Genomic DNA, 14,846 nt, shown 5'->3' with positions numbered 1-14,846 from the left:
GCGCGAAAAGCGGGGACGGGCGCGGCCTTTAACCGCAGGACGGCGATTCCGGTAAGATCGGGCGAATGTTTCCTTGGACTAAGCGCGCCGCCGCAGCACCCCTTCCGCCCGCCGCCATCCCACGGGCGGGCAGCGTGCCGTGGCAGGGTGCCGGGCTGACGGCCACCGAGGTGGACCTCCCGCACGGGCGCAAGGGCGCCAAGCTGGTCCACTGCGTGCAGCTGACCACGGGCAGGCTCACAGTGAACGTGATGCACAGCGAAATTCTCGAGCTGCTGGACCAACGGATCAGCGTCGTGGATCCAATGGGGTCCACTGCGGAGGTCTTCCTGTGCGACGCGGTGGGGGTTCAGGCAGCGGCAACTGCCGGCAAAGCATCCGAGGCCGGCACGTGGATGGCGGTGTTTCCCGCCGACGCGCTGGCACTCATGGTTGTCCCCGTCAGCGAACCGCCGGTCGCCGTCATTTCAGGACCCGACGTGGCTGGATTCGCCGCGTGGGCGCGCCGGCTCGCTAAATAGCGGCCAACGCCTGCGCCAGATCCCGCTTCAGATCGTCCACATCCTCCAGGCCCACCGACAAACGCAGGAAGCCGTCGCCCAGGCCAATGGCCGCACGCGCCTCCGCGCCCATGGCCCGGTGCGTTGTTGTGGCCGGGTGGGTGATCAGGGACTTGGCGTCGCCCAAATTATTGGAAATATCAATGATGGCCAGGGCATTGAGCAGCGCAAACGCCGCATCCTTGGTGGTTCCGGCAGCCGGCTGCGCCAATTCAAAGGTCAGCACCGTGCCACCGGCCTTCATCTGCTTCCTGGCCAACTCGTACTGCGGATGGGATGGCAGGTGCGGGTACAGCACGCGGCTCACCTGGGGCTGCCGCTCGAGGAACTCGCCCAGGACCAGGGCGTTGTTGCACGAATGCGTGACGCGCAGATTCATGGTTTCCAAGCCCTTGGTCAGCACCCAGGCGTTGAACGCCGACAACGCGGGACCCGTGTGTCGCATCAAATTTTTGACGGGGCCGTCGATGAATTCCTTGCTGCCCAGGATGGCACCGCCCAGCACACGACCCTGGCCGTCAATGTGTTTGGTGCCGGAGTACACAATGATGTCCGCGCCAAAATCGCCACACCGCTGCAGCAGGGGCGTGGCGAACACGTTGTCGGCCACCACTTGTGCGCCCGCGGCATGGGCAAGATCGCACACGGCCTGCAGATCGATGATTTCCTGCATGGGGTTTGACGGGGACTCAAAGAACACGGCAGTGGTGGGCACGCTGAGGGCCTCGCGCCACTGGTCCAGATCCGGGCCGTCCACGAACACGGTTTCCACACCCCACCGCGGCAACAACTCGTTCAGGATGACAAAGCACGAGCCAAAGAGTGACCGTGAGGCAACCACCCTGTCCCCGGCCGCCAGCAAGGCGCCCAGTGCCGTGAAGACGGCGGACATGCCCGAGGCAGTGGCAAAGCAGGCTTCCTTGCCCTCGAGCAGGCGCAGGCGTTCCTGGAATGTTGCCACGGACGGGTTGCCGTAGCGGGAGTACACAAACCGGTCCACCTCGCCGGTGAAGGCTTGCTCGGCGGCCTCTGCCGATTCGTACACGAAGCCCGAGTTCAGGAACAGGGCCTCGGAGGTTTCGGAGAAGTTGCTGCGGTCAAGCCCGCCGCGCACGGCCTGGGTGTCCTGCGCCCAGGTGGCGGCGTGCTCGTTAAAGTTGCTCAATGACTTACCTTTTTCGCTGGTCTTGCGGTGGTGACTGACTGACGTTCGACGGCGGCCTGGCCGTTGCGTTGTTAGCGCCAGGGCAGGCTGCGGTTCTTCCAGCCGTTGATGACCCGGTCGCCATTGGCGTCCGGCTCACCCTCAAAGCCCTCCAGGACGTTGTAGGCCGTGTACCCGGCTGCCGTGGCGGCGTTGGCCGCAGCAATGGAACGTGCGCCGGAGCGGCACAGCACCACCAGCGGTTTTTCCGTGGGCACAGCCGCCAACAGCTGCGCCAGGAAATCCGGGTTGTTGTGTCCGCTGTCTAGGTTCCACTGGATGAAGACGGGCTCAAAATTCAGCGTCGAGGTGTCCGGGACGCCAATGTGCGCCCATTCCCCTTGGGTGCGGACGTCAAGGAGCACAGCTCCCGCTGCCAGATGCTCCCATGCTGTGGCCGGGGCCAGGTCTCCCGCGTAGCTCATGCGATGCCCTCGCCGTCGAACTCCAGCTCGGCGTCCAGCTCATCCACGGCCGTGGCAACTGCTGCATCACTGATGGCGATGGCCTGCGGGAGGATCACGGCCTGGGCGCAGATGACTGCGGTGCCGTCGAAGGTGACGGCCGGTCCGCCGTGCAGCACGTAACCTTCGGTCAGAGCTGCTGAAATGCGCTCACAAAAGGACTTGTCATCGGGGCCGGTGATGAGCCGGTAGGGAAGGGGTGTTTCGTCCGCGGACATGTGTTCTCCTCAGTGCAAGAAAGCCAAGAAATCTGCAAGCGGGAGGCTGTGCCTCACAGGGTTGGCTGTAAAGCACGCAATGAAGTGTTCACGCTTGCAAACCTAAGGCTTGGGTAGCTGGGTTTGCCAAGTAGTCACCTGAGGCACCCCGCCGGAAAGAGGGTTGCCGGCCAGCGAGTCAGGGCTTGACGCTGGCACTCATTACTTACTTGAAAAAGTAACACATCGCCCGCGCAGCAGGCTCAAGAATGTTTCAGTGTGGCTGAACATGACGGGAGCGTTACAGCACGGCGGCCCCGCCAAGTGGCAGGATGTACGCATGACAATGACCCGCGCCTTTGCCGCCATCCGCTTTGCTTTCGGTGCCGTAACCCTGATTGCCGTGGGAACCCAGCTGGGCATCCACCTGGGCAACGGCTCCCCCTTACTGAACTTCTTCAGCTACTTCACCAATCTGGGCAACATTTTTGCCGCCGTGATGCTGCTGGTGGAGGCTGTTTTGACCTGGCGCGGGAGAGAGCTTGGGCCGCTGTGGCAGGTTTTGCGCTGCGTGTCAGTGGTATGTATGGCCCTGGTGGGCGTGGTGTTCAACACCCTGCTCAGGGATGTGGACCTTGGCTCGCTGCTGCCCTGGATCAACACCTGGCTGCACTATGTGATGCCGGTGGCCGTGGTGGCAGACTGGCTCATCCAGTCCCCGCGCAAGCCGATCCCGCTGCGTAGCCTGTGGATTGCTGTGATGTTCCCCCTGGCCTACTTGGCCTACTCGCTGATCCGCGGCGCCGTCACCGGCTGGTATGCCTACCCGTTCCTGAATCCGGCCAACGGAGGCTATGGCGCCGTAGCCGTCACCTGCCTGTTCATTGCCGTGGGATTCATTGCAGCAACTATCGTGTTGATCCTGTTGGCCAACAAATTCCGCCCGTTGGTGCCCGTCCAGTGGGAGGCAGACCGCTTAGCCGCCTAGCTGCGCAGCTGGCCGCCTCCCTGGCTGCCTAGAGTGTTGTGGCCAACAGGGCGCTGAGTTCGGCGCTGAGTTGTGCGCGGTTTTCTGCCGTACCGATCTCCGTACCGTCAATGGTGTTCACGGGGGCCAGCAGGCGCAGGCTGGAGATGAGCCAGACGGCGTCGGCATCGAGGAGGTCCGCCGGTGTGACGGGGCCATAGCCCAATTCCCAGCCAGCCTCCTTGGCTGCGGCGAAGAGCGCGCCCTGGGTGGTGCCGGGCAGAATGCCCGTGTCCAGGTGCGGGGTGATGAGCCGCTTCACGGGGACTCCGGAGTCATCGGAAATGTGTGCCAGCAACACTGACGAGGTGGGCCCCTCAAGCACCAGCTCGTCCCGGCTCGTGAAGATCACGTCGTCAGCACCCAGGCTGTGGGCGTGGCGTAGGGCGGCCATGTTCACGGCGTAGGAAAGCGTCTTGGCGCCCATGAGCAGCCAGGGGGCGCGGGCGGCAATGTCGCTGTCGTAGCCGCGCTCCAACAGGATCACTGACAGTCCGGCGTCGCGCTGCTTGGCTAGGGCCGGTGAGACGGCCGAGACCTGCACCCAGGCGGTGGGGGTGTTGCTGCCCTCCGGGCCGCGGGTGGCAATCAGCTTCACCACAGCCTGGTCCTCGGCGGGCGAGCCGCCAGCGTAAGCCGTGAGCGCCGTCGTAATGGCAGCCAGCCAGGCCTCAGCGGCCGGAATTGCCAGATCCATGGTCAGTGCAGAACCGGCGAGCCGGTCAAGATGGGCCTGGACTTTGCGCGGAACGCCGTTGATGGCCAGGAGGGACTCAAAAATCCCGTCCCCCCGTGTCACGCCTTGATCCGTTGCCAAAATGGTGGGGGATGAGGCGTCGGCCAGCCGGCCGGCGGGGTGAACGGGATCCAGAAATACCAAAACTGTCATGCAGTAGAGCTTAGCTGGCCTTCAAGATCGCCTTGCCGAAGGTGAACGCGCGGACCAGGCCAACAATGCCCAGGATGATGAGCATGATGGCGCTCATGAGCAGCAGCCACTGCGCCGTCCACACCGGAACAACCAGCACCACGATGCCCGCAAGAATGCTGAGCGCACCGAAGACGATGGCCCAGGTGCGGGTGGCTCCCTTGCCGGCTTCGGCAATGGCCACGATGCCTTCAATGATCCAGCCGATGCCCATGAAGATGACAGTGAACAGCAAAAGTGCCTCGCCGCTTGCCGCGGAGTTGCGCAGGATGATCACGCCGGCCACCAGGACCAGCAGGCCCAGGACCACGTCCAGGACGCGCAGGCCGGTGGAGAGGCCGTGGCTGAAAATACCCAGCGCCACCTTCACGCCACCGGCGATGAGGAAGTTAATGCCCAAGAAGATGGCCACCACCGCCAGGGTCTTGGTGGGCCAGAACAGCAGAACAATGCCCAAAATCAAGGCTACGGCGCCGCTGATGGCAAACGCCATGCGCAGGCCCTTGACGGCTTGTTGGGTGAGTTTGAGGGGGTCGAGGGCGAAAATATCGACGCTTACTTCGGGTTGGCTGGTGTTGCTCATGGCTGAACTTCTTTCGTCAAAACGAGAATGGAAAATCAGGCCCAGCATAGCGCCAGCAGGTTACGCCCAGGGGCAGGAACGCCCGCGCCGTCAACTACCGTTAGGCTATTGTCACTTGGCTTAGGCACTAGCCGGCTAAACCTGGGGAGGTCTGCATGATCTGGACGGCGTTTAGCCTGCCAACACCCAACGCCTGGATTTCCTTTCTGATCTTGTTGGTGGACCTGGCCATTCGCATTGTGGTGCTTGGGGTTATTCCCGGTAACCGGCGCCCCACAACGGCCATGGCGTGGCTGTTGTGCATTTTCTTCCTGCCCTATATTGGCTTGATCCTGTTCCTCATGTTCGGCAACTTCAAGCTCTCACGACGCCGGCGGGAGACTCAGGACGCCGTCAACCTGCGCATTGTGGAAGGAACGGCAGATATTGCTGCCCAGGTGCCCGAGTATGAGGGCCCTGCATGGGTGAAATCCGCCATGGAGCTGAACAGAAACTTGGGCTACTTCCCGGCGTTGGGGGGCAACTCCGTGCAGCTCATTGAGGGCTATCAGGAGTCCCTGGATGCCATGGCTGATGAGGTCAGCCGTGCCACGGAGTATGTCAACGCCGAGTTTTACATCATGAGCTCCGATGACTGCACCGACAGGCTCTTTAAGGAACTTGAGGCGGCGGCGGAGCGTGGTGTGCGGGTCCGTGTGCTCTTTGACCACATTGGCTCCCTGCGGGTGACCGGCTACGGGGACATGATCACGCGGCTGAAGGCCAGTCAGATTCAGTGGCGGCGCATGCTGCCGCTCCTGCCCGTCAAGGGCCAGTGGCGCCGGCCGGATCTGCGCAACCACCGAAAGATTCTTGTGGTGGACGGGCGGGTAGGTTTCACGGGCTCCCAAAACGTCATTGAGCCCTCCTACCGTAAGAAGAAAAATCACAAGATTGGGCGCCAGTGGGTGGAGCTCATGTCCCGTCTGGAGGGGCCCATCGTGGGCACCCTGAACGTCATGTTCGCCACCGACTGGTCCTCGGAGACCGAGGAAAACCTTGAGTCGCAGCTGGCCACTCACCATTGGGACTCCTTTGCCGGCGGCTCGCTGTGTCAGGTGGTGCCCAGCGGTCCGGGCTTCGTCACGGAGAACAACCTGCGCCTCTTCAACACTTTGCTGTACTCGGCGGAGGAACGCATCACCATCTCCAGCCCCTACTTTGTGCCCGACGATTCACTGCTCTACGCCATCACCACGGCCGCCCAGCGCGGGGTGGTGGTGGAACTGTTCGTCTCCGAACAGGGCGACCAGTTCCTTGTCCACCACGCCCAACGCTCCTACTATGAGTCACTGTTGAAGGCTGGTGTGCGGATCTACCTGTACCCCAAGCCGCTGGTGCTGCACGCCAAGCACTTCACCGTGGACTCCGACGTTGCCGTCATTGGCTCCTCCAATATGGACATGCGCAGTTTCTCCCTCAACCTTGAAGTTACCGTCATGATGATTGACCGCGAGGTGGTCCAGCAAATGCGCGCAGTGGAAGACCACTACCGGGCCATCTCACGGGAGCTGAAATTGGCGGAATGGGTCAACAGGCCCGTCCTGGCGCGCTACGTGGACAACGTGGCGCGCCTGACCGCCACGCTGCAATAACACGTTTGCTCGCCATTGTGCGGCTTGGCGGCTTGTCAGCGGTTCAGGAACCGCAGCCAAGCCGCCAACCCGCACATGAGCCGTTAAAGCGGGAAGTCGGATCCCAGGGTGGAGAGGACGCCGAAGGCCTTGGCCTGGATTTCCTGCCATTCGGCCTCGTCCACGGAGTCTGCCGTGATGGCGCCGCCGACACCCAGCGAAAGGTGGGTGCCGCCGTCGTGCGCGTCAATCAGGACCAGTGTGCGGATCACCACGGAGAGGTCCATGGCGGCGTTGAGGGAGAAGTAGCCCAGCGCGCCGGAGTAGATGCCGCGCGGCCCGGCCTCGAGGGTGTCCAGAATGGCCATGGTGCTGATTTTAGGTGCGCCCGTCATGGACCCGGCCGGGAAGGCCGCGGCCACGGCAGCGGCGCGCGAACTGCCCGGGATCAGCTGCGCCTCAATGGTGCTGACCATCTGATGCACTGTGGTGTAGCTTTCAATGGCGCACAGGCGCGGCACGCTCAAGGTGTGCGGCAGGGCAAAGCGGGAGAGATCGTTGCGCAGCAGGTCAACAATCATCACGTTCTCCGCCCTGTCCTTGACAGAGGTGGCCAAATCCGCCTTGAGCGCAGCATCCACGGCGGCGTCCGGGTCGCGACGCCGCGTGCCCTTGATGGGCTCGGCGCGCATCAGCCCGGCGGCGTCAATCCGCAGGAACCGTTCCGGGGAGGTGCTGGCGACACTGATCGAATCCAGGCGCATGAATGCCGCAAACGGGGCCGGGCTGCGTCGCCGCAGGGCAGTGTAGGCCGCAAAGGCATCCACCTTCGCGGGAGTGTGCGCCATCAATTGCGTGGTCAGGCAAACCTCGTAGGAGTTTCCGTCATGGATTTGTGCCTGGGCCGCGGCGATCATGTCCTTGTAGCGGCGCTCGCCGTCCCGGGCCACAAAGCGCGGCGCGGTGGCTGCACTGGGCGCAGCGGCGGCCTGCGGCGGGGCGGGCGCGGTGGTCAGCACGGCGTGGCGGACCAAGGCCACGTAGTTGGCAGCTTCCTCGGAGGAGGCCAGGTGGTGGGCGCCAGTCAGGGTCAAAACGTAGAGGCACTTGTCCTCATGGTCCAACACCACTGCGCGGCCCGCAAAGAGCAGCGCGGCGGTGGGCAGGACTGCGGGGTCGCCAGCCGGTGGTACGGTGTCCGCTCCACCTGTTTCGGCCTTGAGCTCGTAACCCAAATAGCCCAGCCACCCCAGGGTGAAATCTCCCGGGTAGTGGTGCGGTGCGCGGACTGCCTTGCGGCCCCAGACGGAGTCCAGCCAGTGGAAGAAGGGCCCGCGAATGCGGGTGGTCACCTGGCCGCAGCGCACTGTTGTCAGGTTTTGGTGGTAGCTGGCCAGTTGGCCAAAGCAGCCGGAGTCATCGGCCATGATGGAAAAACGGGCCCTGTTGGGCTGCGCTGCGGATACACCATCGGGTGGGGTGCCGCTTTCCGCGATGGAACTGTCCAGCCAGACGGCGTTAGTGGAGCTCCCGTACAGGGCCTGGAACAATTCTGTTCCACTGGGCAGCGCATCGATGCGCACGGCCGAAAAATCCAAGCCGCGGCGGCGTGCCAGTTCCGGGCTCAGGACATGTTCCAAGGCGGGCAGCTGGGTGAGCGCGTCAAGGACAAACTCCGGGGCACGGGCCACGCCGTGGGTGCCGTCAACCACCACGTCGGCGGCTGCTGCGCTGCCGGAATCGCCGAGCAGGGCCTCCTCCTGTGCGGCCCAACTGTCCCAAAAAGGTGCGTACGTCTCGCCGTCACGGGCCAGGGCGCGCTGCTTTCGGACATGGCTGGGGGCCTCCACCCAGATCGCGGCGTCCAGGAACTGCCCGGCCCGGCCCAGTGCTGACCCCACCCCTTCCACGAGCACCACCTGGGCAGGCTCGGTGGTGCGGGAGGCGCCGTCGTTCTTGGCCTCCCAATCCCACGCCGTCCAGGTGGCGGGGGAGCCCTGGCTCAAGGGTGCCAGCACTTGGTCGATGTAGCGCTCAACCCCGCCGGCGAGTCCGTCCCACCCGGGGTAAATGTCTTCTAGATGGAATAGTGACACTGTGCGGTGACGGCGCAACAAGGCTGCCAATTCCACGGCGACAGTGGTTTTCCCAGCCCCGGAGCGGCCGTCGACGGCGATGATCACCGGACGTTGCGAACTGTTCACGTGGTTACCCCGGCAATGTGGGTGCTGATCCGGGAGGAAGTGGTCATTGGATAAGTCTATCGACGCGCGGGCCCAACCCCAGGGCTACGCCAGTGCCAGCAGGATGCCCACGCCGATGAACAGGATGCCAAAGACCCGGTTGAGGATCAGCTGCCCGCGCTCGCTGGTGGTCAGGTGCTTGAGCTGTTTGGCGCCCGCAGCGAAGACGAACCACATGACAACGATGTCGATGAGTACCACTGTTGCCGTCAGAATCACGGACTGCGGCAGCAACGGCTCGTTGGGCCGGATGAACTGCGGCATGAACGCCAGGAAGAAAACAATGGCCTTGGGATTGAGCAGGTTGACCCACAACCCGCGCCGGAACATGGAGAACCCGGACTCCACAGCGGCGGGAGAATCGGCGTCGGAATCTTTTTCAGCCCTGGCCAGTAGCTTCCGGATGCCCAGGTACACCAGATAAGCGGCCCCCACATAGCGGATCATCATGAACAGGAACGGCGAACTGGAGACCAGGATGCCCACGCCCGCCGCCACGATGACCACATGGATCACGAGCGCCAGCTGCTGGCCCAGGATGCCCCAGAAGGAGCGCCGGAAGCCGCTGCTCAGCGCGTTGGACATGGTGTTGATGGCGCCCGCGCCGGGAGTCAGGCTGATCATGGCGCCGGCGCCGGCAAGGGCCAGCCACAAAGAAAATTCCACCTGCCAAGCTTACGGTGCGGGCGCGCCTCGTTTTGCGGATTGGCAGTTGAACCGTCTCAGGCCCGGGCGATGATCTCCCCGTTGGGCATCACAAACCAGCCATCCTCCGTGGCGCCCCAGGCCCGCCAGCCGGCCGCGATCCGCGATAAGGTCGCCGGCGTTGCGAAGCCATAGGCCACAGTTTGTTCGGCGAAGGCTGAGCCCACCACCCGGTCAGCCCATACGCCTGCCAGCCAGGCGCGCTGCTCCGGTGTTGCGTAGAGCCAGTTGGCGCTCGACGGCGTCACGTCCGTGAAGCCGGCCGCCCTGGCCCAGTGCAGCAGCCGCCGGCCAGCGTCCGGTTGGGCTTGGTTGTGCCGGGCCACCTGCTGATATAGGGCCATCCACTCGTCGAGTTCGGGCAGTTCCGGGTACCAGGACATGCCATGGAAGTCCGCATCCCGGACGGCCACCACGCCGCCAGGCTTGGTCACCCGGCGCATCTCCCGCAAGGCCTCCACCGGGTCCGTCAGGTGTTGCAAAACCTGGTGGGCGTGGGCCACGTCAAAGGTGTTGTCCGGGAAATCGAGGTTGTATACGTCCCCCGTGTCAAAGCTGAGGTTGCTCAGGTGCCGTTCGCTGGCCAGCGCCGTGGCCGCGGCCACCACCTCCGGGGCCCGGTCGAGGCCAAGTACCTCACCCGGGGCCACCAGGCGGGCAAAGTCGGCCGTGATGGTGCCAGGCCCCGAGCCCACATCCAGCACACGAAGCCCGTGGTTCAGGTGCGGGATCAGGTAGGCGGCCGAGTTTTCGGCCGTCCGTGAGGCGTGCGCCCGCAGCACGCTCTCATGGTGTCCATGCGTGTAAACATCGCCTTGATTGCTCTCGGAATCCTTACTCATAGAAGGGAGCGTACGCCCGCAGCGCGCCCGCGGCCAGAGAAATCCAGATTGCGGGCGTCCCAGTGCCTCAATCGTCCCGCGACTACGCAGATCACGCCCTCAAAACCGCGGATGAGGGCGTGATCTGCGTAGTCGATGAGTCAGCTGGGCGGCCCGTCCCGCAACCTGGCCCCGCATCAGGTGACGCGGGGCACAAAAGCCGGCCGTCCGGCGTCGTCCCGTTCGCCTAAAGTGAAAGTTGAGTCATGTACGCTCAACTTCGCTTGACATCTAAACGAGCCTGAGTAGAGTTGAGTGCAGAACGCTCAATACCGCTGATTGAGCGAACCCGCAGCCACCCCGGTTGCGGAATTGTTTAGGCAGCGGCTCATGAAAGGAACCACTTATGTCACGTGCTGTAGGTATTGACCTCGGAACCACCAACTCTGTTGTATCCGTCCTGGAAGGCGGCGAGCCCACGGTTATCGCCAACGCCGAAGGCGGCCGCACCACCCCCTCAGTTGTTGCCTTCTCCAAGAGCGGCGAAGTTTTGGTTGGCGAAATCGCCAAGCGCCAGGCCGTCAACAACATTGATCGCACCATCGCCTCCGTCAAGCGCCACATGGGCACCGACTGGAGCGTCGACATCGACGGCAAGAAGTACACGGCGCAGGAAATTTCCGCCCGCATCCTGATGAAGCTCAAGAACGACGCCGAATCCTACTTGGGCGAAAAGGTCACCGACGCTGTCATCACCGTCCCGGCCTACTTCAACGACGCCGAGCGCCAGGCCACGAAGGAAGCCGGCGAAATTGCCGGTTTGAAGGTGCTGCGCATCGTCAACGAGCCCACGGCCGCTGCCTTGGCTTACGGCCTGGAAAAGGGCAAGGAAGACGAGCTCATCCTGGTATTTGACCTCGGTGGCGGAACGTTTGACGTCTCCCTGCTCGAAGTTGGCAAGGATGAAGACAACTTCTCCACCATCCAGGTTCGCTCCACCGCCGGTGACAACCGCCTCGGCGGCGACGACTGGGACCAGCGCGTTGTTGACTACCTGCTGAACCAGCTCAAGGTCAAGGGCATCGACCTGTCCAAGGACAAGATCGCCCTGCAGCGTCTGAAGGAAGCTGCCGAGCAGGCCAAGAAGGAACTCTCCTCGGCCTCAAGCACCAGCGTTTCACTCCAGTACCTCTCCGTCACCCCCGACGGTCCGGTGCACTTGGACGAGCAGCTGACCCGCGCCAAGTTCCAGGAACTGACTGCTGACCTGCTGGACCGCACCAAGAAGCCGTTCAACGACGTCATCAAGGAAGCCGGCATCAAGGTTTCCGACATCGACCACATCGTGCTTGTTGGTGGCTCCACCCGCATGCCCGCCGTCTCCGAACTGGTCAAGCAGCTCGCCGGCGGCCAGGAGCCCAACAAGGGTGTGAACCCGGATGAGGTTGTGGCCGTTGGTGCCGCACTGCAGGCTGGCGTTTTGAAGGGCGAGCGCAAGGACGTTCTGCTGATCGACGTCACCCCGCTGTCCCTGGGTATTGAAACCAAGGGCGGTGTCATGACGCACCTGATCGAGCGCAACACGGCCATCCCGACCAAGCGTAGCGAGACCTTCACCACCGCTGATGACAACCAGCCGTCAGTGGCCATCCAGGTCTTCCAGGGCGAGCGCCAGTTCACCCGCGACAACAAGCCGCTGGGCACGTTCGAGCTGACAGGCATTGCGCCTGCTCCTCGCGGCGTCCCGCAGGTTGAGGTCACCTTCGACATCGATGCCAACGGCATTGTGCACGTCTCCGCGAAGGACAAGGGCACAGGTGTTGAGCAGTCCATGACCATCACCGGTGGTTCCTCGCTCTCCAAGGAAGACATCGAGCGCATGGTTCGCGACGCCGAGGAGCACGCTTCCGAGGACAAGGCCCGCCGCGAGGCAGCAGATCTGCGCAACAGCGCCGAGCAGCTGCACTACTCGGTGGACAAGGTTCTGGCCGACAACGATGACAAGCTCACAGACGAGGTCAAGAACCCGGTCAAGGAAGATGTCACGGCACTCAAGACAGCTCTTGCCGGCGATGACGACGACGCCGTGAAGGTTGCGTTTGAGAAGCTGCAGGCCTCACAGTCCTCACTGGGCGAGGCCATCTACGCCGCCTCCGCCGCTGAGGGTGCCCCGGCCGACGCCGGAGCTTCCGAAGGTGCTGCATCGAACGGTGCCGCTGACGAGGACATCGTTGACGCCGAGATCATCGACGAAGACGCAGACGAGAAGAAGTAACCATGGCTGACTCAGTAAACCCCCAAGAGGGCGAGCCGGTGCAGGAGCCTGTCGAGACCGACGGCGACGCGCTGTCCCAGGCGGAAGAGATCCTCAACGGTGTTGAGGTTCCCGCCGAGGACGCCGTAGCCCAGGGCGCAGCTCCCGACGACGCTGCCGAGTTGAAGAACGACCTTCTTCGCTTGCAAGCCGAGTACGTCAACTACCGCAAGCGCGTTGAGCGTGACCGGGCAGTTGCCGGACAGATGGCAGTCATCGGTGTGCTGAACTCGCTGCTTCCGGTCCTTGATGGCATTGATGCAGGGCGCGCCCACGGCGATATTGTCGATGGCCCGTTCGCTGCCATTGCCAGCAAGCTGGAGGCGGCTTTGGCCACGTACGGTTTGGAGAAGATCGACGCCACAGGCGTTCCCTTCGACCCAACCATTCACGAGGCTCTCATTCAGCAGCCTTCAGCCGATGTTGAGATTGACACCGTCAGCCAGGTGCTGCGCAACGGCTACAAGTCCGGTGAGCGTATCTTGCGCGCCGCTCAGGTGATCGTGGCAGTACCCGAGTAACAACACAATTCGGTGGTTGAGCTTGTCGAAGCCAGTGGGTTTCGACAAGCTCAACCGCCAGCACCAACCCACAAACTTTTAGAAAGGAGGCGTCTTGGCAAGTCAGGACTGGGCAGAAAAGGACTTCTACAAAATTCTCGGTGTGGCCAAAGATGCATCGGATGCCGACATCAAGAAGGCATACCGGAAGCTGGCGCGGAAGTACCATCCGGACACCAACTCCGGTGACCCCACCGCGGAGAAGACTTTCAAGGACGTCTCCGAAGCGTATTCAGTGCTCTCCAGCAAGGAAGACCGCGAACAGTACGACGCCATCCGGGCCATGGGTGGCGGTGCCCGCTTCAGCGCAGGCGGAGCCGGCCAGGGCGGCGGCAACGCAGGTTTTGAAGACGTCTTCGGTGACCTTTTTGGTGGCGGACGCGGCGGGCGGGCTCCGCGCGGCGGCGCCCAAGGCTTCAACGGCTCCAATCTTCCGCCGGAATTCGCTGACCTCTTCGGTGGCGGCGGTGGCGGCTTCGGCGGCTACCAACCCCCGCCACCCACCAAGGGTGCGGACCGTACGGCGTCGACCTCCATCTCCTTTGGTGGCTCCATCAACGGCACCAAAATTGCCCTGCGTGAACCCAACGGTGAGACCATCGACGTGCGGATTCCTGCCGGGATCAAGGACGGTCAGAAGGTCCGGGTCAAGGGCAAGGGCCAGCCGGGCGCCGCGGGACCGGGCGATCTGATGGTCACCGTCAACGTCAAGCCGCACGACTTCTTTGTCCGCGACGGAAACAACATCCGCATCCACGTCCCTGTGACGTTCCCCGAAGCGGCCCTGGGCGCAGACATCAGCGTCCCCACGCTGACGGGCGACACCGTGCGTGTCCGCGTTCCTGCCGGAACCCCTTCCGGGCGGACCCTGCGTGTCAAGGGTGCCGGTGTGAAAACGTCCAAGGGCGACGGCGATTTGCTCGTCACGATTGACGTGGCCGTGCCGCAGAAGCTCAGCAAGGAAGCCGAGGAGGCCGTCCGCGCCTTTGCGGCAGCCACCGCCGACGGCGACCCCCGGGCCGCGTTGAAGGACAAGGCCAAACTGTAGCAACCACGCCCACGTGGGCCCAACCCCGGTTGGGCCCACACCCGCAGCAAGGAAGGAGATCGCCATGAATGTTGACCCGTACGCGCCCATCTTTGTGATCTCCGTTGCAGCGGAGTTGGCGGAGATGCATCCGCAAACATTGCGTCAATACGACCGCTTGGGCATTGTGATGCCAACCCGCGCCCCTGGCCGGGCCCGGCGGTATTCCCAACACGACGTGGACATGCTCCGCGAGGTGCAAAGGCTGTCGCAGGCCGGCGTGTCCCTGGAGGGCATCCGCCGGATCATGCAGTTGGAAAACCAGGTGGAACTTTTGCGGTCCCAGGTGCTTGAACTCAGCGAGCAGCTCGAAACTGTCACAACGGCACTGCAGTCGGGCTCGCTTCGGGCCAGCAGCCGGGTTTTTGCTGCTGGCCTCACGGGCGATGACATTGTTGCCCTGGCCCGCGGCCAGCGTCCGCGCCCGCGCAGCCAGGCCATGGTGGTCTGGCGCCCGCAGCGCTAACAACGCCAACTGGCCCGCAGAAAACGCCGAAAATCGCGCCAAAAGCGCACATTTTCGCCGTTTTCTGCGGGTCA

15 protein-coding genes and 1 riboswitch are annotated in these 14,846 nt (G+C 63.4%); of the genes, 7 read left to right on the top strand and 8 right to left on the bottom strand.

The annotated features are described in order from the left end of the window. Positions 1-65: 65 nt before the first annotated feature. On the top strand, positions 66-521 hold the full coding sequence (locus ACX80Q_RS02350; RefSeq protein WP_459328903.1) for a hypothetical protein: 456 nt from the start codon (positions 66-68) through the stop codon (positions 519-521). Here ACX80Q_RS02350 and ACX80Q_RS02345 read toward each other — a convergent pair. From ACX80Q_RS02345 to ACX80Q_RS02335, 3 genes are all read right to left on the bottom strand, one after another. Beyond that, positions 514-1,725, bottom strand: a complete 1,212-nt coding sequence (locus ACX80Q_RS02345) for an O-succinylhomoserine sulfhydrylase (protein ID WP_459328902.1) — start codon at positions 1,723-1,725, stop codon at positions 514-516. The genes ACX80Q_RS02350 and ACX80Q_RS02345 overlap by 8 nt on opposite strands. A 71-nt stretch (positions 1,726-1,796) precedes the next feature. Next, entirely contained in the window at positions 1,797-2,189 is a 393-nt protein-coding gene (locus ACX80Q_RS02340; RefSeq protein WP_459328901.1) for a rhodanese-like domain-containing protein, read from the bottom strand. Continuing rightward, on the bottom strand, positions 2,186-2,446 hold the full coding sequence (locus ACX80Q_RS02335; RefSeq protein ID WP_459328900.1) for a DUF1737 domain-containing protein: 261 nt from the start codon (positions 2,444-2,446) through the stop codon (positions 2,186-2,188). The genes ACX80Q_RS02340 and ACX80Q_RS02335 overlap by 4 nt, the downstream gene beginning before the upstream one ends. Before the next feature lie 85 nt (positions 2,447-2,531). Next, positions 2,532-2,652: riboswitch (SAM riboswitch) on the bottom strand. Between the two features lie 113 nt (positions 2,653-2,765). Here ACX80Q_RS02335 and ACX80Q_RS02330 point away from each other — a divergent pair. Further along, the gene (locus ACX80Q_RS02330; RefSeq protein ID WP_459328899.1) at positions 2,766-3,413 is read left to right on the top strand and encodes a Pr6Pr family membrane protein; all 648 of its coding nucleotides are present in this window, start codon (positions 2,766-2,768) and stop codon (positions 3,411-3,413) included. A gap of 28 nt (positions 3,414-3,441) precedes the next feature. Here ACX80Q_RS02330 and ACX80Q_RS02325 read toward each other — a convergent pair whose 3' ends face one another. Continuing rightward, a complete protein-coding gene (locus ACX80Q_RS02325; protein WP_459328898.1) occupies positions 3,442-4,341 on the bottom strand; it encodes an aminodeoxychorismate lyase in 900 nt (299 codons plus the stop codon). 10 nt (positions 4,342-4,351) lie between these two features. Continuing rightward, the gene (locus ACX80Q_RS02320) at positions 4,352-4,963 is read right to left on the bottom strand and encodes an HdeD family acid-resistance protein (protein ID WP_459328897.1); all 612 of its coding nucleotides are present in this window, start codon (positions 4,961-4,963) and stop codon (positions 4,352-4,354) included. A gap of 155 nt (positions 4,964-5,118) precedes the next feature. Between ACX80Q_RS02320 and cls the strand changes: the two genes are divergently transcribed. Then, complete coding sequence (gene cls, locus ACX80Q_RS02315) at positions 5,119-6,597, top strand: cardiolipin synthase (RefSeq protein WP_459328896.1); 1,479 nt, start codon at positions 5,119-5,121, stop codon at positions 6,595-6,597. Between the two features lie 83 nt (positions 6,598-6,680). Here cls and ACX80Q_RS02310 read toward each other — a convergent pair whose 3' ends face one another. From ACX80Q_RS02310 to ACX80Q_RS02300, 3 genes are all read right to left on the bottom strand, one after another. Next, positions 6,681-8,780, bottom strand: coding sequence for a chorismate-binding protein (locus ACX80Q_RS02310; RefSeq protein WP_459328895.1), 2,100 nt, complete (start codon positions 8,778-8,780; stop codon positions 6,681-6,683). Between the two features lie 84 nt (positions 8,781-8,864). Then, positions 8,865-9,485, bottom strand: coding sequence for a LysE family transporter (locus ACX80Q_RS02305; protein ID WP_459328894.1), 621 nt, complete (start codon positions 9,483-9,485; stop codon positions 8,865-8,867). A gap of 56 nt (positions 9,486-9,541) precedes the next feature. Next, positions 9,542-10,366 carry a methyltransferase domain-containing protein gene (locus ACX80Q_RS02300; RefSeq protein ID WP_459328893.1) on the bottom strand — a complete coding sequence of 275 codons (825 nt, stop codon included), beginning with the start codon at positions 10,364-10,366 and terminating at the stop codon, positions 9,542-9,544. A gap of 385 nt (positions 10,367-10,751) precedes the next feature. On the opposite strand from ACX80Q_RS02300, the gene dnaK reads away from it, so the two are divergent. From dnaK to ACX80Q_RS02280, 4 genes are all read left to right on the top strand, one after another. Next, positions 10,752-12,620, top strand: a complete 1,869-nt coding sequence (dnaK, locus tag ACX80Q_RS02295) for a molecular chaperone DnaK (RefSeq protein WP_459328892.1) — start codon at positions 10,752-10,754, stop codon at positions 12,618-12,620. 2 nt (positions 12,621-12,622) lie between these two features. Continuing rightward, a complete protein-coding gene (locus ACX80Q_RS02290; RefSeq protein WP_459328891.1) occupies positions 12,623-13,180 on the top strand; it encodes a nucleotide exchange factor GrpE in 558 nt (185 codons plus the stop codon). 94 nt (positions 13,181-13,274) lie between these two features. Beyond that, positions 13,275-14,267 (top strand): DnaJ C-terminal domain-containing protein, encoded by a 993-nt coding sequence (locus ACX80Q_RS02285; protein ID WP_459328890.1) that lies wholly within the window; start codon positions 13,275-13,277, stop codon positions 14,265-14,267. A gap of 64 nt (positions 14,268-14,331) precedes the next feature. After that, complete coding sequence (locus tag ACX80Q_RS02280; protein ID WP_459328889.1) at positions 14,332-14,772, top strand: heat shock protein transcriptional repressor HspR; 441 nt, start codon at positions 14,332-14,334, stop codon at positions 14,770-14,772. Positions 14,773-14,846 lie beyond the last annotated feature (74 nt).

Source organism: Arthrobacter sp. HLT1-20 (genome assembly GCF_054510895.1).
This window is presented reverse-complemented; position numbering and strand designations above follow the sequence as displayed.

What these genes read in the sequence shown, in the direction of transcription:
- ACX80Q_RS02350 (WP_459328903.1), top strand. Translation starts at nt 66, where the DNA reads ATGTTTCCTTGGACTAAGCGCGCCGCCGCAGCACCCCTTCCGCCCGCC.
- ACX80Q_RS02340 (WP_459328901.1), bottom strand. Translation starts at nt 2,189, where the DNA reads ATGAGCTACGCGGGAGACCTGGCCCCGGCCACAGCATGGGAGCATCTG.
- ACX80Q_RS02335 (WP_459328900.1), bottom strand. Translation starts at nt 2,446, where the DNA reads ATGTCCGCGGACGAAACACCCCTTCCCTACCGGCTCATCACCGGCCCC.
- ACX80Q_RS02330 (WP_459328899.1), top strand. Translation starts at nt 2,766, where the DNA reads ATGACAATGACCCGCGCCTTTGCCGCCATCCGCTTTGCTTTCGGTGCC.
- ACX80Q_RS02325 (WP_459328898.1), bottom strand. Translation starts at nt 4,341, where the DNA reads ATGACAGTTTTGGTATTTCTGGATCCCGTTCACCCCGCCGGCCGGCTG.
- ACX80Q_RS02320 (WP_459328897.1), bottom strand. Translation starts at nt 4,963, where the DNA reads ATGAGCAACACCAGCCAACCCGAAGTAAGCGTCGATATTTTCGCCCTC.
- cls (WP_459328896.1), top strand. Translation starts at nt 5,119, where the DNA reads ATGATCTGGACGGCGTTTAGCCTGCCAACACCCAACGCCTGGATTTCC.
- ACX80Q_RS02300 (WP_459328893.1), bottom strand. Translation starts at nt 10,366, where the DNA reads ATGAGTAAGGATTCCGAGAGCAATCAAGGCGATGTTTACACGCATGGA.
- dnaK (WP_459328892.1), top strand. Translation starts at nt 10,752, where the DNA reads ATGTCACGTGCTGTAGGTATTGACCTCGGAACCACCAACTCTGTTGTA.
- ACX80Q_RS02290 (WP_459328891.1), top strand. Translation starts at nt 12,623, where the DNA reads ATGGCTGACTCAGTAAACCCCCAAGAGGGCGAGCCGGTGCAGGAGCCT.
- ACX80Q_RS02280 (WP_459328889.1), top strand. Translation starts at nt 14,332, where the DNA reads ATGAATGTTGACCCGTACGCGCCCATCTTTGTGATCTCCGTTGCAGCG.